Source organism: Streptomyces sp. NPDC057950 (genome assembly GCF_042887295.1).
Classification (GTDB): domain Bacteria; phylum Actinomycetota; class Actinomycetes; order Streptomycetales; family Streptomycetaceae; genus Streptomyces; species Streptomyces kaempferi.
Genome location: NZ_JBHVPP010000023.1, coordinates 73,343 through 91,029, shown reverse-complemented (window position 1 = coordinate 91,029; position 17,687 = coordinate 73,343). Strand labels below are relative to the sequence as shown.

At 70.8% G+C, this 17,687-nt stretch carries 19 protein-coding genes; 1 reads left to right on the top strand and 18 read right to left on the bottom strand.

Annotated elements, in window-relative coordinates:
- Positions 1-29 precede the first annotated feature (29 nt).
- The 17 genes from whiG to proS form a co-directional block, all read right to left on the bottom strand.
- Complete coding sequence (gene whiG / locus ACFVTC_RS32840; protein WP_390132103.1) at positions 30-872, bottom strand: RNA polymerase sigma factor WhiG; 843 nt, start codon at positions 870-872, stop codon at positions 30-32.
- A 271-nt stretch (positions 873-1,143) separates the two neighbouring features.
- Complete coding sequence (dprA, locus tag ACFVTC_RS32835) at positions 1,144-2,517, bottom strand: DNA-processing protein DprA (RefSeq protein WP_390132102.1); 1,374 nt, start codon at positions 2,515-2,517, stop codon at positions 1,144-1,146.
- Positions 2,514-4,139 (bottom strand): YifB family Mg chelatase-like AAA ATPase, encoded by a 1,626-nt coding sequence (locus ACFVTC_RS32830; protein ID WP_390132101.1) that lies wholly within the window; start codon positions 4,137-4,139, stop codon positions 2,514-2,516. The genes dprA and ACFVTC_RS32830 overlap by 4 nt, the downstream gene beginning before the upstream one ends.
- Positions 4,139-4,510: a YraN family protein gene (locus ACFVTC_RS32825; RefSeq protein ID WP_390132100.1), complete on the bottom strand. Its 372-nt coding sequence runs from the start codon at positions 4,508-4,510 to the stop codon at positions 4,139-4,141. Before ACFVTC_RS32825 ends, ACFVTC_RS32830 begins: the two co-directional genes overlap by 1 nt.
- Before the next feature lie 163 nt (positions 4,511-4,673).
- Entirely contained in the window at positions 4,674-4,982 is a 309-nt protein-coding gene (locus tag ACFVTC_RS32820) for a DUF2469 domain-containing protein (protein ID WP_003965949.1), read from the bottom strand.
- Positions 4,983-5,037: 55 nt separating this feature from the next.
- Entirely contained in the window at positions 5,038-5,571 is a 534-nt protein-coding gene (locus ACFVTC_RS32815; protein WP_390132181.1) for an NUDIX hydrolase, read from the bottom strand.
- A 46-nt stretch (positions 5,572-5,617) separates the two neighbouring features.
- Complete coding sequence (gene lepB / locus ACFVTC_RS32810) at positions 5,618-6,364, bottom strand: signal peptidase I (RefSeq protein ID WP_390132099.1); 747 nt, start codon at positions 6,362-6,364, stop codon at positions 5,618-5,620.
- Between the two features lie 81 nt (positions 6,365-6,445).
- The gene (gene lepB / locus ACFVTC_RS32805; protein WP_390132098.1) at positions 6,446-7,390 is read right to left on the bottom strand and encodes a signal peptidase I; all 945 of its coding nucleotides are present in this window, start codon (positions 7,388-7,390) and stop codon (positions 6,446-6,448) included.
- The gene (gene lepB / locus ACFVTC_RS32800; RefSeq protein WP_390132097.1) at positions 7,275-8,357 is read right to left on the bottom strand and encodes a signal peptidase I; all 1,083 of its coding nucleotides are present in this window, start codon (positions 8,355-8,357) and stop codon (positions 7,275-7,277) included. Before lepB (ACFVTC_RS32800) ends, lepB (ACFVTC_RS32805) begins: the two co-directional genes overlap by 116 nt.
- A complete protein-coding gene (gene lepB, locus ACFVTC_RS32795) occupies positions 8,350-9,066 on the bottom strand; it encodes a signal peptidase I (RefSeq protein ID WP_390132096.1) in 717 nt (238 codons plus the stop codon). Before lepB (ACFVTC_RS32795) ends, lepB (ACFVTC_RS32800) begins: the two co-directional genes overlap by 8 nt.
- 45 nt (positions 9,067-9,111) lie before the next feature.
- On the bottom strand, positions 9,112-9,462 hold the full coding sequence (gene rplS / locus ACFVTC_RS32790) for a 50S ribosomal protein L19 (RefSeq protein ID WP_037741626.1): 351 nt from the start codon (positions 9,460-9,462) through the stop codon (positions 9,112-9,114).
- A gap of 130 nt (positions 9,463-9,592) precedes the next feature.
- Positions 9,593-10,414, bottom strand: a complete 822-nt coding sequence (gene trmD / locus ACFVTC_RS32785) for a tRNA (guanosine(37)-N1)-methyltransferase TrmD (RefSeq protein ID WP_390132095.1) — start codon at positions 10,412-10,414, stop codon at positions 9,593-9,595.
- On the bottom strand, positions 10,414-10,977 hold the full coding sequence (gene rimM, locus ACFVTC_RS32780) for a ribosome maturation factor RimM (RefSeq protein ID WP_390132094.1): 564 nt from the start codon (positions 10,975-10,977) through the stop codon (positions 10,414-10,416). Before rimM ends, trmD begins: the two co-directional genes overlap by 1 nt.
- 107 nt (positions 10,978-11,084) lie before the next feature.
- On the bottom strand, positions 11,085-11,324 hold the full coding sequence (locus ACFVTC_RS32775; protein WP_005479813.1) for an RNA-binding protein: 240 nt from the start codon (positions 11,322-11,324) through the stop codon (positions 11,085-11,087).
- Between the two features lie 2 nt (positions 11,325-11,326).
- Positions 11,327-11,755 (bottom strand): 30S ribosomal protein S16, encoded by a 429-nt coding sequence (gene rpsP / locus ACFVTC_RS32770; RefSeq protein ID WP_390132093.1) that lies wholly within the window; start codon positions 11,753-11,755, stop codon positions 11,327-11,329.
- 298 nt (positions 11,756-12,053) lie between these two features.
- Entirely contained in the window at positions 12,054-12,650 is a 597-nt protein-coding gene (locus tag ACFVTC_RS32765; protein ID WP_390132092.1) for a hypothetical protein, read from the bottom strand.
- A 251-nt stretch (positions 12,651-12,901) separates the two neighbouring features.
- Positions 12,902-14,317 carry a proline--tRNA ligase gene (proS, locus tag ACFVTC_RS32760; RefSeq protein WP_390132091.1) on the bottom strand — a complete coding sequence of 472 codons (1,416 nt, stop codon included), beginning with the start codon at positions 14,315-14,317 and terminating at the stop codon, positions 12,902-12,904.
- A gap of 199 nt (positions 14,318-14,516) precedes the next feature.
- Here proS and ACFVTC_RS32755 point away from each other — a divergent pair, with 199 nt between their 5' ends.
- Positions 14,517-15,374, top strand: a complete 858-nt coding sequence (locus ACFVTC_RS32755) for an SAM-dependent methyltransferase (RefSeq protein ID WP_390132090.1) — start codon at positions 14,517-14,519, stop codon at positions 15,372-15,374.
- A 276-nt stretch (positions 15,375-15,650) separates the two neighbouring features.
- On the opposite strand, the gene ftsH is transcribed toward ACFVTC_RS32755, so the two are convergent.
- The gene (ftsH, locus tag ACFVTC_RS32750) at positions 15,651-17,588 is read right to left on the bottom strand and encodes an ATP-dependent zinc metalloprotease FtsH (protein ID WP_390132089.1); all 1,938 of its coding nucleotides are present in this window, start codon (positions 17,586-17,588) and stop codon (positions 15,651-15,653) included.
- Between the last annotated feature and the right edge of the window lie 99 nt (positions 17,589-17,687).

Genomic DNA, 17,687 nt, shown 5'->3' with positions numbered 1-17,687 from the left:
ACGATTCAGCACCCGCGCCACGCTCCGGATCAGCGTCCGAAACCGGCCAGCTTCGCACGCAGCTGCAGTACGGACTTGGTGTGGATCTGGCTCACCCGGCTCTCGGTCACTCCGAGGACGTTCCCGATCTCGGCGAGCGTGAGGCCCTCGTAGTAGTAGAGCGTGACCACGGTCTTCTCCCGGTCGGGCAGTGTGTTGATGGCCCGCGCCAGGAACCTGCGCAGCTCCCGGTCCTCGGCCACCTCGACCGGGTTGTCGGCCGCGGTGTCCTCCAGGGTGTCCATCAGGCTCAGCCGGTCGCCGCCCTCGCCGCCGACATGCAGGAGTTCCTCGAGGGCCACCACGTTGGCCAGGGACAACTGACTGAAGACGGCGTGGAGATCCTCCACCGCGATCCCCATCTCGGAGGCCACCTCGCCCTCCGACGGCGTGCGTCTCAGTCGGGCCTCCAGCGTCGCGTACGCCCGTTCCACGTTGCGCGCCTTCTGCCGTACGGAGCGCGGGATCCAGTCCAGGGCGCGCAGCTCGTCGATCATCGCGCCCCGGATGCGCGTGATCGCGTACGTCTCGAACTTGATCTCCCGTTCGATGTCGAACTTCTCGATCGCGTCGATCAGTCCGAACACGCCCGAGGAGACGAAGTCCGCCTGCTCCACATTGGCCGGCAGGCCCACGCTGACCCGTCCCGCGACGTACTTGACCAGGGGCGAGTAGTGCAGGATCAGCTGCTCGCGCAGCCGCTCGTCACCCGTCGTCTTGTACGACCGCCACAGCTCGTCGAGCGTCGAGGGAGCGGGCGGCCGCCTGCTACCGCCGTCGCGGGCGGCTGGGGGGATCGCCGCCCGATCGGACCCGGAGGTGTGCTGGGGCATTCGTCGCCTTGTGCCGTTCTGCCGTGAACTGGGGGTGCCTGGGTGAGCTGTCGCTCTGATGCCGAGTTGCGCGTCTGCGCCGGAACCCAGGTGAGCGTAGCGTGACTGGAGTGTCGCAGTGCGCGAAGGGCAGGGGGTGGGTGGTGCGCAGATACGTTCCGCTGAGTGTTTGCGTCGGTCGTCCTCGTCGCCGTCTGTGACCGTCCGCAGGCGCCAACTGCGGTTTTTATCAAGGGTGTCGGCGTTCGCCCGGACGGCCGAACACGCTCGGTCAGCGCCCGCGACGATCATCGTGGACCGGGATCATCATCTGGCGTGTCAACTTCCAGCCGTCGCCGTGTCGTTCGACGAACCCGAGCGAGCGGAGTTCGTACAGTCTCCCGACCGCGTCGTCCGTCGTGGTTCCCGCCCCGCGGGCGATCTCCTCCGCTCCCGCCAGTCCGCGGGCCGGCAGCGCGGCGAGCACCCGTCCGGCACCCGGGTCCAGCAGGTCGCGCGGCAGCACGGGCCCTCGCCTGTCCGGGGCCAGCTCACCCATGTCGCCGACCAGTTCCGCGACTTCCGCGGCGTCGGTGACCAGCGCCGCCTCCCCCCGCAGCAGTTCGTGCACCCCGGCCGACAACCCGCTGGTGACAGGGCCGGGCACCCCCATCGCGAACCTGCCCAGCCGCTGTGCGGCGCGCGCCGTGACCAGGGCGCCACTGCGATAGGCGGCCTCGACGACCACGGTCCCCCGGGTGAGCGCCGCGATGACCCGGTTGCGGAGGATGAACCTGCTCGGCGTGGGATGCTCTCCCGGCGGCAACTCGCCGACGACCAGGCCCTGTTCGGCGATCCTGGTGATCAACTCGGTGTGCCCGCGGGGGTAGGGTCGGTCGACTCCGCAGGCCAGCACGGCGACGGTGGCGCCGCCTGCCGCCAGTGCGCCGCGGTGCGCGGCGCCGTCCACACCGTAGGCGCCGCCCGACACCACCACCCAGCCTCGCTCGGCCAGCCCGGCGCCGAGGGTGGCCGCCATGTGGGCGCCGTACTCCGTACAGGCCCGCGCTCCGACGAGGGCGACGGACCGCAGCGCCCACATCCGCAGGCTGGGGCGTCCTCGTACCCAGAGTCCGACGGGGCGGCCGTCCCCGAGATCGTCGAGCTGCGCGGGCCACTCGGAGTCCCCCGGGCACACGAACCGGATACCGGCCGCATGGGCGTCCGCGAGGTCCCGCTCCGGGTCGGCCCGCTCGGCCCGCGCCCGCAGTCCCTCCCATCTCCCGTCCGTCACCCCCCGCGGCCGCTCCCCGCCGTCCAGGAGCCCCCGGACGGCCCGCTCCGCCCCCGCCTCACGGATCCAGCGCCCGAAGACCGCGTCGCCCGGTTCGGCGACGCGGGCGAGAAATGCCCGGTGCGTGCGCTCGTCCGCACGGACCGGGTCCTGCCGGTGCGCGCCCTCCCGGCTCCTGTCCTCTCCGCGTGCGTCTTTCCGACTCCTGGCGTCTCGGCGTGCGTCTTCCCGGCTCCTGTCCTCTCCGCGTGCGTCTTCCCGACTCCTGTCCTCTCCGCGTGCGTCTTCCCGACTCCTGTCCTCTCCGCGTGCGTCTTCCCGGTTGCTGGCTTCCTGGCCCGTGCTCTCCCCGGGCGGGCTGTCGTGGTTCACGACAGCGCGCCGATCGCCATCGGCACCCCGCGCGGCACGCCGGTGCGCAGTTGCAGCGCGAGGGCGACATCCGTCGCGTCGGGCCGGTCGTGTCCCACGAGGTCCGCGACGGTCCAGGCGACGCGTAGCACCCGGTCGAGGCCCCGGGCGCTCAGCACGCCCCGGTCCAGGCTCCGCTCCGCCTCGTCCAGCGCGCCCGGCGACGCGTGCCACCGGGTGCGCAGCTCGTGGCCCGGAACCTCGCTGTTCGTCCGCCAGGGGGTGTCCGCCAGTCGTGCCGCGGCCCGTTCTCTGGCCGCTCGTACGCGGCCGGCGACGGTCTCCGTGGATTCGCCCCGCGCCCCGCGCCCGGTCAGCTCGGAGCGGGTGACGCGGTCCACCTCGACGCGTAGATCGACCCGGTCGAGCAGCGGGCCGGAGAGTCTGGCCTGATAGCGGCGGACGGCGGAGGGTGGGCAGTCGCACAGGTCGTCGAGCTGCGAGAAGCGCCCGCACGGGCAGGGGTTCGCCGCGAGCACCATCAGGAACCGCGCCGGAAACCGCACCACCCCCGCGCTGCGCGCGATCACCACGTGTCCGGCCTCCAGGGGCTGGCGCAGCGCGTCGAGGGCCTGGCCGCTGAATTCCGGGGTCTCGTCGAGGAAGAGCACTCCCCGGTGGGCGAGCGACACGGCGCCCGGCCGTGCGATTCCGTGGCCTCCTCCGACGAGGGCCTGCATGGTCGCCGAGTGGTGGGGCGCGCAGTACGGGGCGGTGTCGACCAGGGGTTTGCCCGGTGGCAGCAGGCCGGCGACCGAGTGGACGGCCGTGACCTCCAGGGACTCGCCCCTGGTGAGCGGTGGCAGGACGGCGGGCAGCCGCTCGGCGAGCATCGTCTTGCCCGCTCCTGGTGGGCCCTCCAGGAAGAGGTGGTGGCCGCCTGCCGCCGCGACCTCCACGGCGGTGCGCGCGGAGCGCTGGCCGACGACGTCGGCGAGGTCGTGGCCGTGGTCGTGCTGGGCGCCGCCCACGCCGTGCATGCCGGTGGCCGCGCCGGTGCCCGGCATGCGCAGGCCGGCCAGCAGCGGGCTGGGGCGGCCCGCTTCGTCGGGATCCTCCTCGGGGACCGGCTCGTCGGTGAGCACGGCGATCAGCTGGCCCAGGCTGCGCACGCCGAGCACGGAGACGCCCGGCACCAGTGTGGCCTCGGCGGCCGCGCACTCGGGCACCACCACCTGTTCGTACCCCGCGTCGGCCGCGGCGAGGACCGCGGGCAGCACTCCCCGCACCGGCCGGACGCGCCCGTCGAGTCCCAGCTCGCCGATCATCACGATGTCGGAGAGCACCCGGGGATCGATCCGCTCCGCGGCGCCCAGCACCGCGCAGGCGACGGCGAGGTCGAATCCGCTGCCGCCCTTGGGTACCGAGGCCGGGCTGAGACCCACGGTGAGCTTCTTCTGGGGCCACACCGCGCCGGAGTTCACCACTGCCGCGCGGACCCGGTCCCTGCTCTCCGACAGGCTCTTGTCGGGGAGGCCGACCAGGGTGAACGCCGCGACGCCCGGTTCCAGGTCCGCCTGGACCTCCACCACGACGCCCTCGACGCCGACGAGGGCCACCGAGCACGTACGCGCGAACCCCATCAGGCCACCCCTCGGGCGTGCTCGACCACGGGTGCGCCGCGGGCGGGGAGGAGGACACCGATCAGGTCGATGCGGACACCGCCGGGCGGTGCCCCGCCGTGTTCCTGGAGCCAGCGCTCCGCCAGGCCGCGCAGGCGCTGTGCCTTGGCCGGGGTGACGGCCGCCATCGGGTGCTCGAAGGCGCCCGTCCTGCGTGTCTTGACCTCGCAGACGACGAGCGCGTCGCCGTCCCGGGCCACGATGTCGATCTCGCCGGCCCTGCCGGAGCGCCAGTTGCGCGCCAGGACGGTCATTCCGGCCTCGGTCAGCCGCCGTGCGGCCAGGTCCTCGCCGTATGTGCCGAGTGCGTTGCGTGCCTTGGACGTCTTCATGTCGGCACCACCTCCGGCGCCCACATTGCGGCCGTCCCCGCCCGCTGTTGGATCTTGGTGGACAGGCGGCCGACTGGGGACAACTCCATCACCCTCACGAGTGATCATCGCCCGTCGGCGACCGCCGGTCGCACTCACGCGATCATCGGATCCACCGGGGCGGTCACCCGCCGGGCAGCTCCAGATCGCTCTTGTTCAGCTCCTCGATGTTCACGTCCTTGAATGTGAGCACCCGCACCTGTTTCACGAAGCGCGCGGGCCTGTACATGTCCCACACCCAGGCGTCCGCCATGGACACCTCGAAGAAAACCTCGCCCTGGACCGAGTGCACCTGCATCTCGTAGTCGTTGGTGAGGTAGAAGCGCCGTTCGGTCTCGATCACGTATTTGAACAGACCGACGACATCGCGGTACTCCCGATAGAGCTTCAGCTCCATCTCGGTCTCGTACTTCTCGAGGTCCTCGGCGCTCATGGCATGTTCCCCTTCAGCCGTGCGTCCCCCTATTGTGCGCCAGCCCCGCGAGCCCCTAGACGATTTCGGTGTCGAGGACCTCGGGCCTGGCCGGGGGACCCTCGTCGAGCAGCCTGCGCAGCAGCTCGGCGAGCCTGGTCGGATACACCGTCTCATGTGCTTCGGTCAGTTCCCGGCACGTCCACCAGCGCGCTCCGGCGACACTTCGCCGTTCCAGCTCCGTCAGCCCGGCGGCGACGGTTCCCGTCTGGGTCGTACGGGCCAGGAAGTACCATTCGTCCTGGTCCCAGCGGCGTCCCGCGAAGGGGAACGAACATTTTCGCCGCCACAGCACCGGGCCCAGTTCGACCTCGGTGATGCCGGTCTCCTCCACGAGTTCCCGCAGCGCGGCCTCCTCGCGGGTCTCGTCGCCCTCCAGGCCGCCGCCGGGCGTGAACCACCAGTCGTCCGCGGGATCGTCCGGCTCATGACCGTGCAGCAGCAGGATGCGCTCCTGCGCGTCGAGGAGCACCACCCTGGCGACTTTCCGCAGTCCGCCGGCGTACGAGTCCGTATCAGGGTCCGCGCCCGAGATCCGTTCCGACGACACGGCCGGCCCCGGTGACGCCGCGGACGGGCCGGGCTGTCCGGGCGGCTCAGCCGACACCGACCGGCTCCGTCCGCCCCCGGCCGCGCCGCCGTCCGAGGCGCTTGGCGACCGGGCCGACCGCCGCCCCGCCCAGCACGAGCACCGCGCCCGCCACCACCGCGGTAAGGATCGGCCGCAGCGGACCCGGCGTCGAGATCCCGCCGAGCGTCTCGAAGCCCGTGGGCCGCTTCAGCATGCCCTTCATGGGCCAGGCGACGGCGTCGACGCGGCCCTTCACCGCGGCGCGCGGCACCGTGCCGTTGAATGCCTCGGTGAGGTGCGCCGTCGAGTCCAGTGAGCCGCTGCGTTCGTCACCGAGCAGGAAGAGCCGTCCCTCGGGCACCTCGACGGTCGGGATCTGCTTCGACTCGGCGGCCTCGCCCTCGGGGAGATACGGTTCGTCGATCTTCTTGTCGTTGACCGTCAGCTTGCCGTTCGTGCAGCAGGCGACGGTGTCACCGCCGACCGCGACGACCCGCTTGACGATCAGCATGTCCCCCCAGCTCTTCTGCTTGAAGACGATGACGTCCCCACGCTTGACGTCCTTGCCGTCTATCCGCTGCGCCAGGATGCGGTCGCCCACCTTGATGGTCGGCACCATCGACTCGGTCGGCACCGTGTACGGCTGATAGACGACGGCGCCCCAGGCGAAGCCGCCGAGGAAGAGCACACAGCCGAGGGCCACGGCCAGTCCCGACAGCACGCTGCCGAGCCGACCGTGGCCCTCGTCCGTACGACCTGACGTGCTGCTCATCCCAGTGCTCCCCCGACTCGGAGAATCGACCCCGCGGTCCTGGGTACGGCCCGCGGAAGATCGGCGATCTGGGACGGCACCCTACCCGGCGGTACCTCGTCCAGAAACCCTGGGGTTTCCGGCGGTAAGGCGACGCCTGCGCCACAGCACCAGCGGCGCCGCGCCGGCCAGTCCCAGGGCGCCCGGGGCGGCCGCGCTGAGGTTCTGGTCGAAGGTGTCGGGGATCGGCAGCGTGTTCCAGCGGGTGGGCGGCCAGGCGATCACGATGGCGCGGCCCACGACGTTGCCCACGGGCACGAAGCCCTGGTACTTGTCCTGCTGGTGGTAGCGGGAGTCCAGCGAGTTCTGCCGGTGGTCGCCCATGACCCAGATTTTGCCCGGCGGTACCGTCACCTTGAACTGGCCGCCCTGGTCGTCGACGCTGCAGGGCGTGTTCCCGGCGTACACGTACGTCTCGTTGAGCGCCTTGCCGTTGACCGTCAGCGGGCCGGAGTTCTCGCACTCGACCGTGTCACCGGCGACGCCGATGACCCGCTTGATGAGGTCCTTCTCGTCCGCGGACGGCATCAGGCCGATCTTGCTGAGGACCTGCTGCACGGCGTTCGGGTTGGGCGTCGGCTCGCCCGCCAGCCAGTTGTCGGGGTCGTGGAAGACGACGACCTCGCCGCGTGAGGGCTCCGAGCCGAACCACGGTGTGAGCTTGTCGACCAGTACACGGTCGCCCTGCTGGAGGGTGTTCTGCATCGAGTCCGAGGGGATCGAGAACGCCTGTACCAGGAAGGTCTTGATCAGCAGCGCGAGGACCAGTGCGATACCGATGAGGAGCGGCAGTTCCTTCCAGAAGGAACGCGGATTCTTGGGCTTCTCGTCCTGCTCGCCGTGCTCCTTCGTACCGCCGCCGTCCCCGGATTCACTCCCGGTGGCGACGACCTCGTTCGTGGCCGGGGTGGCCGATCCGTCGGTTCGCTCCGGCTGTTCCTCGGGGCCATCGTGTCCGGATCGTGCGCCGACCGCCAAATCCCCCACATCCACTCCTCACTCCGTGCCGCCGCCTGCCCCGGATCCGGCGCAGGCCCACCACTCCCATAACGAGCGGGAGTTCCGCAGGGCTCGGGAGCGGGATCAATCCATTGAGATCCGCGGACGCCACCCTATGCGACGGTCCCATGGCCGTGGCCGACCCGCTCGGCACCGACGCGTACGTGTCCGGCTCCTTCAGGCGGGTCCAGTGCCCGAAGGGCCAGGCGATGACCATGGCTCTGCCGACGACGGACTTCTCGGAGACGGTACCGCCGTACTTCTCCTTGCGGTGGTACCTGGAGTCGGCCGAGTTGGCCCGGTGGTCGCCCATGACCCAGAGCCGGCCCTTGGGGACCGTCTCCTCGAAGGGGAAATCCGACGGTTTGTTGTCGGCGTGTATGTACGGCTCCTCGAGCGGCATGCCGTTGACCGTGACGCGCCCCTGCGTGTCGCAGCACTTGACGGTGTCGCCGCCGACCGCGACGACCCGCTTGATGAGGTCCTTGTCGTTGTCGGAGGGCAGCAGACCGATCTGGGTCAGCCCCTCCTTGACCTGCTTGATGACGACAGGGTCGTTCTTCTTGGTGGTCTTCTCCCCGGCCAGCCAGTCCCCGGGGTCCTTGAAGACGACGACGTCACCGCGCTGCGGCTTGGAGCCGAACCATGGCGTGAACTTGTCGACGAGCACCCGGTCGCCGATCTGGATCGTGCTCTCCATGGAGCCCGAGGGGATGACGAATGCCTGGACGAGGAAGGTCTTGAGGACCAGGGCTATGAGCACCGCGACGCCGACGAGAAGCGGGATCTCCTTGACCGCGGAGCGCCGTCGTCGTCGCTTCACCTTGCGCTGGAGCTTGCGGCGCTCGGCGCGGCCGGGGCGTACCGCACCGCCGGAGGCACGCCGTGTCCCGGTGGGCAGCAGGTTGTCGGCCGCGCTCTCGGAGACTCCGCGCGGCCTTCCGCGGTTACCCATGGGCACCGTCCGCGGCCGGTACGCGCGCGTAGGCGCCGGGGCGTCTCAGCCGGGCCCAGTCGTCCGAGGGCCAGGCGATCCAGTCGGCGCGGCCGATGACGTCGCCGACGGGGATCATGCCGCCCCCGGGCGACCCCAGGTGGTCCCGGGAGTCGCTGGAGTCGCTGCGGTGGTCACCCAGGAGGAACAGGCTGCCGGCGGGTACGACGACGTCGAAGGGCGCCTCCGACGGGCTGTCCCCGGGATGCAGAAACGTCGACTCGTCGACCGATCGGCCGTTCACCTCGAGTCTCCCCTCCTTGTCGCAGCAGACCACATGGTCTCCCCCCACACCGACGACGCGTTTCACGTAGTCGGCGTTCCCGAAGTAGCCGGTGCCGTCGAACACGACGATGTCTCCCCGCTGCGGCTCAGCACCGAAACGGTACGCCAACTTATTTACGAGAACGCGGTCCCCGATCCTCAATCCGGGCTGCATCGAGCTGCTGGGAATCTCGAAGGGCTGCATCACGAAGGTGCTGAAGCCGACCAGGAACAGGAGGCAGACCAGTGCGGTCAGGGTGATCCGGCCGCCGGGGAGCCACTCCGCGACCCGGTCCAGCAACGCGGAACGCGACCGTCCCTCCGGCCCCTGGGTGTCCGAGATCTCCTCGGACTCGGCAGGGCGGGAGGAGCGGTCGCGCTCCGTGTGCTGTGCTTCGGTGTTCATCGGAGCCAGATGTTAACCGGCGTCCGTATGAGCCTCCGCGCGAGCTCAGTTGTCGCGCTTCTCCTTGATCTTCGCGGCCTTGCCGCGCAGGTCACGGAGGTAGTAGAGCTTCGCGCGACGCACGTCACCGCGGGTGACGAGCTCGATCTTCTCGACGATCGGGGTGTGCACCGGGAAGGTGCGCTCGACGCCGACCGAGAAGGAGACCTTGCGGACCGTGAAGGTCTCGCGGACACCGGCGCCCTGGCGACGGATGACGACGCCCTTGAACTGCTGCACACGGGAGCGGTTGCCCTCGATGACGCGCACGTGGACGTTGACGGTGTCACCCGGGCGGAAGGCCGGGATGTCGGTGCGCAGCGAAGCGCTGTCGACGGAGTCGAGCAGGTGAGACATCGGATCTGCTTTCTTCGCCAATGCCACAGGTCATCGACGGGAGAAGGGTTTTCAGGAGTGCTGCCGCGTCGGGGCGGGCGTCGTGTCCCCCTGTGGCAGGGGCGCACGCCGGACGACGTAGAGCAGCGGCCTATTCTTCCACGGCCTCGGGCCTGCGCCAAAATCGGCCGTCGGCTTCCGGCTGCCATCCAAGGATCGAGAGCATTTCGCGGTCCTTCTTGTCGAAGAGGGACGCCTCGCAGCGCTCGATGAGGTCGGGCCGGTTGGCCGCGGTACGGCGCAGGGCCTCGTCGCGGCGCCAGCGGGCGATCTTGCCGTGGTGGCCGCTGAGCAGTACCTCGGGGATCTCCCGGCCGCGCCACTCGGGGGGCTTGGTGTAGACGGGCCCCTCCAGGAGGTTGGCCATGGCGCCGGGGGCGAAGGAGTCGTCCCGGTGGGACTCGGCGTTGCCCAGGACGCCGGGCAGCAGGCGCGCCACGGCCTCCGTGACGACGAGCACGGCGGCCTCGCCGCCGGCGAGCACGTAGTCGCCGATGGACACCTCGTGGACCGGCATGCGGGTGGCGTACTCGTCGATGACGCGGCGGTCGATGCCCTCGTAGCGGGCGGGTGTGAAGACCAGCCAGGGGCGCTCGGACAGCTCGACGGCGAGTTCCTGGGTGAAGGGGCGTCCACTGGGTGTGGGCACGACGAGGACGGGCCCGTGCGAGCCCGTCTCGTAGCCGTCGGCCAGCACGGAGTCCAGGGCATCGCCCCAGGGGTCCGTCTTCATGACCATGCCGGGGCCGCCGCCGTACGGGGTGTCGTCGACCGTGTTGTGGCGGTCGTACGTCCACTCCCGAAGGTCGTGCACGTGCACGTTCAGCTGTCCGCGCGCGCGTGCCTTGCCGACGAGCGAGACGTTCAGGGGGTCCAGGTACTCCGGGAAGATCGTGACGACGTCCAGCCGCATTACGCCTCTTCCTCGGCTTCCTCGGCGGGGTCCCGGGTGGACGCGATCTCGGCGCGGTCGTCGATCAGGCCCGGCGGCGGGTCGATGACGGCGCGCTGCTCGTCCAGGTCGATCTCGATGACGATCTCCTCGACGAACGGGATCATGACCTCGGTGCCGTCCGGCCGCTCGACGACGAACAGGTCCTGAGAGGGCAGGTGCGAGATCTCGGTGATCCGTCCGACCTCGTCGCCCTCCTTGGTGACCACGTCCAGGTCCATCAGCTGGTGGTCGTAGTACTCGTCCGGGGCCTCGGGCTTCTCGTCCGGGTCGACGTCGGCGATGAGCAGGGTGTTGCGCAGCGCCTCGGCGGCGTTGCGGTCGCGTACGCCCTCGAATCGCAGCAGCAGACGTCCGCTGTGCACGCGGCCCGTCTCGATGGTCAGTGGACCGGTGGAGGCGGGGTCGGTGGCCAGGACGGCACCGGGGGCGAGCCTGATCTCCGGCTCGTCGGTACGTACCTCGACGGTGACCTCGCCCTTGATGCCGTGGGCGCGGCCGACGCGAGCGACTACCAGCTGCACTGTGCTTGATCTCCTGTCGGTGTGCCTGCGGCGGTGCTTCGCAGACGACTACGGGCCGGGGACGGCCGGATGGCCCTCCCCGGCCCGAGCCGGTGCTGCCTGTTACGTCAGCGGACGTGGTCCACGTCGACGAGGTCGACGCGGACACCGCGGCCGCCGATGGCGCCCACGACGGTGCGCAGAGCGCGCGCGGTGCGGCCGTTGCGGCCGATCACCTTACCGAGGTCGTCGGGGTGGACCCGGACCTCGAGTACGCGCCCGCGGCGCAGGTCGCGCGAGGCGACCTGCACATCGTCGGGGTTGTCGACGATGCCCTTCACGAGGTGCTCGAGAGCCTCCTCGAGCATGCTCAGGCCTCGGTCGACTCAGACGAAGACGACGCGGCCGGGGCCTCGTCCTTCTTCTCAGCCTTCTTCTTCTGGGTGATGGCCTCACCCTTGCCCTCGTCGTCGCCGCCCAGGGCGTCGAACAGCGGGCGCGAGGCCTTCGGCTCGGCGACGAGCAGCGGAGCGGGGGCGGGCAGACCCTTGAACTTCTGCCAGTCACCGGTCAGCTTCAGGATGGCGAGCACGGGCTCGGTCGGCTGCGCGCCGACACCCAGCCAGTACTGCGCGCGGTCCGAGTCGACCTCGATGCGCGAGGGGTTCTGCACCGGGTGGTACAGGCCGATCTCCTCGATGGCCCGGCCGTCGCGGCGGGTACGGGAGTCGGCGATGACGATGCGGTAGTGAGGCGAACGGATCTTGCCCAGACGCTTCAGCTTGATCTTGACTGCCACGGAAGTGGTGTCTCCTGGTCTTGACGTGGTTGGGCACGGCGAGATGGCCGCGTGGGGTTGCGGTACCCGAGTGCCCGATGGACGCGTCAGCCGGAGGAGAGAGGGGTCCTATGCGACTGTCGAGTACAGCTAGACATTGTGCCACACCCTGGAGGTTCACCTCACCGGACGTACCTGTGCCCATGCCTGACCGGCACCCGGCACCGGCACCCGGCGCCGCCCCCCGGGCGCCGGCGCTGCCACCCGGCACCTCGGCGGGCGGTGCGGCCGAGCACGGCTGCCACGAGCAGCCGTCCTCTCAGCTCGCCGCCGCCCCGACCGCCTCCGGGATCCGGAAGGGCTTGCCGCACCCCCCGCACACGATCGGCGCCTGGGCCAGCACGGACGGGACGACCCGTACGTTGCGGCCGCAGTCGCAGACCGCCTTGACGCGGACGCCTCCCCCGGAGGAGCCGTGCCGGGCGGCGGGGCCCCGGAACGAGCGGGCCGTGTCGGCGGCGGTCGCGGCGGTGTGGGCCTTGAGGGCGCGTTGCAGCCGCTCGATGGTCGGGCGGTAGCGGCGCTTGGCCTCGGGGTTGAGCGTGACGAGCGAGAAGCCGCTGCTGGGATGCGGTTCGTCGGGGTGGTCGAGGCCCAGCTCCTCGGCGATCGCCAGGAATCTGCGGTTGTGGTAGCGGCCGGCGCGCGAGGTGTCACGGACTCCGCGGGCGGCGGCGATGCCATGGACTGCCTCGTGCAACAGGCGTTCGAAGGAGAGTTCGTGCCCGCAGGCGGACGACGATTCTCCGATCAGGGACTCGGGCGCGGCCAGATCCGGCAGTTCGGGGTGGTGCCGCTGAATGTCGGCCCACGCCCCTGCCAGTTCTGCGGCAAGAACAGGTGGTGTCGTGCTCACGTCGTGACAACGAGCCTGGGGCCCTGTGTGTTCCTATTCCGGGGCATCCCAAATAATTTGCACGTACCCGTCAGTTGCCGCTGATGTGTCCTGACGAGGGCGGGTGCGCTGATCTGCGGAGAAGCCTCACAGCTCGCACCAAGCTGGTACGTAGTCACGCGTACGCCCCGGCGCGTAGACGCTGTCCGCGCGCCGGGGTACCTGTCGTCATCAGATGCGCAAGAGGCGTTTCGGCCGCCCTCGGGGACGGCTCAGTAGGCGCGCGCCACGACCGCGACGTTACCCGGTGCGTCGTCGCTGCCGGGCACCGACCCGTCCTCGGCGACCAGACACCGTACGGTCACGGAGTGCTCGGCGAGCCTGGCCTCGCCCTCTTCGCCGAGGTCGGCCCACGGAATGCGGGCCCAGCCGCCGGCCGTGGCGGCCTCGACGGCCTGCTCGATCGTCGCCACGTCCGACGTACGGGACTCACGGCGCTCCCGCGACTGCCTGAGGAGGAGCGCCTGGTCCTCCTCCAGGAGGGCGGGCAGCAGTCCCGCCAGGGCGTCGAGGGCGACCGGCTCCTTGCCCCCGGGGATGCGGCGGGCCAGCATCGCGGTGCCGTTCTCCAGGTCACGGGGGCCGACCTCGATGCGCACGGGTACGCCCTTGAGCTCCCAGTCGACCGCGCGCCGACCGAAGGGGGTGTCCGTGCGGTCGTCCACCTGGACCCGTACCCCCGCCGCCGAGAGCCGGTCGCCGATCTCGCGGACCTTGGCCAGAACCGCCTCGTCGTCCTTGATCGCGAGGACGACGGCCTGGACGGGGGCGAGCCGCGGCGGCACCCGCAACCCGCTGTCGTCGCCGTGCGACATGATCAGGCCACCGACCATGCGGGTCGAGGACCCCCAGGAGGTCTGCCAGACGAGTTCCTGCCGGCCGTCCCTGGACAGGTACTGGGTGTTGAATGCCTTCGCGAAGTTCTGGCCGAGTTCGTGGCTGGTGCCCATCTGAAGGGCCTTGCCGTCGCCCATCATGCCTTCGAGCGTGAGGGTGTTGACGGCGCCGGCGAACCGCTCCCTCGGGGTCTTGCGGCCGAGCAGCACGTCGATGCCGAGGACGTTCACCATGAAGTCCTCGTACACCTCCTTGTGGATGTACGCGGCGTAGTCCCGGGCGTCCTCGTACGTGGCGTGGGCGGTGTGGCCCTCCTGCCACAGGAACTCGGTGGTCCGCAGGAACACGCGCGGGCGCATCTCCCAACGGACCACGTTCGCCCACTGGTTGATCAGCAGCGGCAGATCGCGGTAGCTCTGCACCCACTTGGAGAAGGAGGCGTTGATGATCGTCTCGGAGGTGGGGCGGACGACGACCGGCTCCTCCAGCTCCTTGCCGCCGCCGTGCGTGACGACCGCGAGCTCGGGGGCGAAACCCTCGACGTGCTCGGCCTCCTTCGTCAGGTACGACTGCGGGATGAAGAGCGGGAAGTACGCGTTCTGGGCACCCGCCGCCTTGATGCGGGCGTCCATCTCCTGCTGCATCCGTTCCCACAGCCCGTACCCGTAGGGCCGGATGATCATGGTGCCGCGCACCGGCCCGTTGTCGGCCAGCTCGGCCTTGTTGATCAGGTCCTGGTACCAGCGCGGGAAGTCGTCCGCCTGGGGCGTGAGAACAGGTGCCTTTGCCATGGCGCGATCGTACGGGCACACGTTGCCGGGACGTGAATTCTCGTGCCGCGCGCGGACGGCGCACAAGCAGCGCGCCGCAACCCCTGGACGCCGCGACGAGTGCGGAGTTACCTGACATACGGGGGAAGTGCGCGCGCACGGCGCGGGGGTCGGGGAAACGGGGCACAGCGACAACTCTCGGCGGATTGGGGCGCTTTCGATGACACCTACGCTCGTGCGGCAACACCCGCGGCACACGGGACCTCCCTCCCGTGTCGACTCGCGGGTACGCGCGCGTGACTGGGCCGAGATCCAGGAGCGGATGCTGGTTCCGCTCCACGAGGCCGTCTACGAGCGACTCGAAGTCGGCGGCGGGACACGGCTGCTCGGCCTCGGCTGCGGTTCCGGACTGGCCCTGCTGACGGCGGCCTCCCGGGGCGCCGCGGTGACGGGGGTCGACGACTCCTCACCCGAACGGGTGAGGCTCGCTCGGGAACGGCTGCTTCCCGAGGGACACGGCACACGCGCGCGCGGCGACGCCCGGATCGTGCGGGGAACGCCCGCGGACCTGGCCGGCGCCGGGGGACCCGCGTACGACCTGGTGACGGCGTTCGAGCCGGTCGGAGGCGTGGCGGGTGACTCCGAGGGGCTGGTCGAAGTGCTGGAGGCGGCCGCGCCGCTCGCCGGGCGGGGGGCGGCCGTGGTGCTCGTGGGATGGGGGCCGCCGGAGCGCTGCGCCACGTCCGCCGTGCTGCGGGGCGTCGGCAGACTGGCCGAACCGCTGCGGGGCGGCGGCGGGTGGCGGGCCGCCCGGCGGGACGACCTGGAGGAGATCGCCCAGCGGGCCGGGCTCGGGCTCGACGGGTCGGGACGGGTCGCGTGCCCCTTCGGGTACGCGGACGTGGAGAGCGCGGTACGGGGGCTGCTGTCGACCGGGCTGCTGGACGCGGCGGTGGCCGCGACCGACGAGGTCCAGGTCGACAAGGAACTCACGGAAGCGCTCCATCCCCACCGCCGGCGGGACGGGACGGTGTGGATGCCGAACGTCTTCCGGTATCTGATCGCCCGGACGAGGTAACCGTCCGGCGCGCCCGCACGGGGCAGCCGTCCGGCCCGGACGAGGGAGCCGTAGGCAAGCCGGCACGAGGTGGCCACGCGGTCGCCCTGACGGGACACGCGCCGGTCACCCGGACACGCAGGCAAGCGGCCCCGTCCGGGTGAGGCGCCGGACGAGGACAGGCGCCTCACCCGGACGGGGCAGGCACCCGACGGCCGGACCGGACGGGAGACAGGCATGCGGTCGCGCCCGGACGAGGCACCCGGGCGAGTCCGGCGCCCCCGGAGGGCGGAGGGCTCAGCCCTCCTCCTTCCGCGTCCGGGTGATGCCCGCGATCCGGTACGCGTCCGCCTCCTCCAGCGTCTCGTTCGCGAGCAGTGCCTCCGCCAGGGCGTCCAGCTGGTCGCGGTGGTCACGGAGGTTCTGGCATGCCTCCTCGTAGCACTCGTCGACGATGCGGTGCATCTCGTGGTCGATGGAGTCGAGGGTCGCCGGGGCGGCGGCGAGGCCGTAGGCCTGCTGGGCGTCGCCGGGGAGGGCGGAGAGCCGGCCGACGCGTTCGGTCATGCCCCAGCGGGCGACCATGCCCCGGACGATGTTGGTGACCTGTTCGAGGTCGTTCTCCGAGCCGGTGGTGACGACCGCGTAGACGACGTGTTCGGCAGCCATGCCGCCCAGGGCGCCGATGATCCGGCCGCGCAGGTACTCCTCGGTGTACGCGTAGCGGTCGGCGTCCGGGGTCGAGAGCGTGACGCCGAGCGCGCGCCCGCGCGGGACGATGGTGATCTTGCGGACCGGGTCGGCGCCCGGCCGCAGCATGCCGAGCAGGGCGTGGCCGCTCTCGTGGTACGCCGTGCGGCGGCGCTCCTCGTAGGGCATGACCAGCGGGCGTTCGGCACCCAGCTGCACCTTTTCCAGCGCCTCGGAGAGGTCCGTCCGCGTCACCCGCTCCTGTTTGCGCTTGACCGCGAGCAGCGCCGCCTCGTTGGCGAGGTTCGCCAGATCGGCGCCCGTCATGCCCGGGGTCGTCCGGGCCACCTGGGCCAGGTCCACGTCCGGGGAGAGCGGGATCTCGCGGGTGTGGATCTCCAGGATCGCCTCGCGGCCGCCGCGGTCGGGCGGCGAGACGTTGACGACCCGGTCGAAGCGGCCGGGGCGGGTCAGCGCCGGGTCGAGGATGTCGGCGCGGTTGGTCGCGGCGATGACGATGACGCCCTCGGCGCCCGAGAAGCCGTCCATCTCCGTGAGGATCTGGTTCAGGGTCTGCTCGCGCTCGTCGTGGCCGCCCATCGCCGAGCCTCCGGCGCGGGCCCGTCCGATGGTGTCGATCTCGTCGATGAAGATGATGGAGGGGGCGACCTTGCGGGCCTCGGCGAAGAGCTCACGGACGCGCGAGGCACCCACGCCGACGATCATCTCGATGAACTCCGACGCCGAGGCCGAGAAGAACGGCACCCCCGCCTCCCCCGCGACCGCTCGCGCGAGCAGGGTCTTTCCGGTGCCGGGAGGGCCCGCGAGGAGTACGCCGCGTGGCATCTTGGCGCCCATCCTGCGGTAGGCGTCCGGATTCTTGAGGAAGTCCACGACGTCGTTGAGCTCGCCCGCGACCTCGTCGATGCCCGCCACGTCCGCGAAGGTCGTGCGCTGGGCGCCGGGCTGCAGCTCGACGGGTTTCGGGGGTGCCTTGCGGCCGAGCATGCCGCCCGGGCCGCCCATCCCCGGCCGCAGCCGCCGCGCGACGAAGAACCACAGGGCCACCAGGACCAGGATCGGGGCGAGGGAGAGCAGCAGGTTGGACAGCAGGCTGCGCTGCTGGACCACCGGCGAGGCGGTCACCGTGACGCCGCGCTTCTCCAGGTTCTGCCAGAGCTTGTCGTCCGCGAAGGACGGGCGCTGCGTCTTGAACTTGGTGTACTTCCCGCCGCCGTCCGGTTTGTCCCGGGCGGTCCTGAGTTCGCCCTGGATCGCGTCGCCCTTGGAGTAGATCTTGGTGACGTTGCCCCCGTCGATCTGTTTGCTGAACTCCGTGTACGAGATCGTCGGCTCGTTGCCCTCGTTGAAGAATGACAGCGCCAGGACGGCGATCACGAACACGATCAGAGCGGCGACCGCCAGGCCTATCCAGCCACCGGGCATCTTCCTCCGCCCGGAGGGCGGCGGGGTCGGCTCGGGTGGCGTGCCCTCGGTACGCCACGGCTGGTCAGGGTCCTTGCGTGGCGGCACAGGGTTGCTCATATCAGGACGTTATGCCACGTAATGCGCGCCAGCACGCGCAGGAAGCCGCCGGAAACGCGCCGGGGGCGCCCCTGCGGCGAGGGGCACCCCTGGTGACGT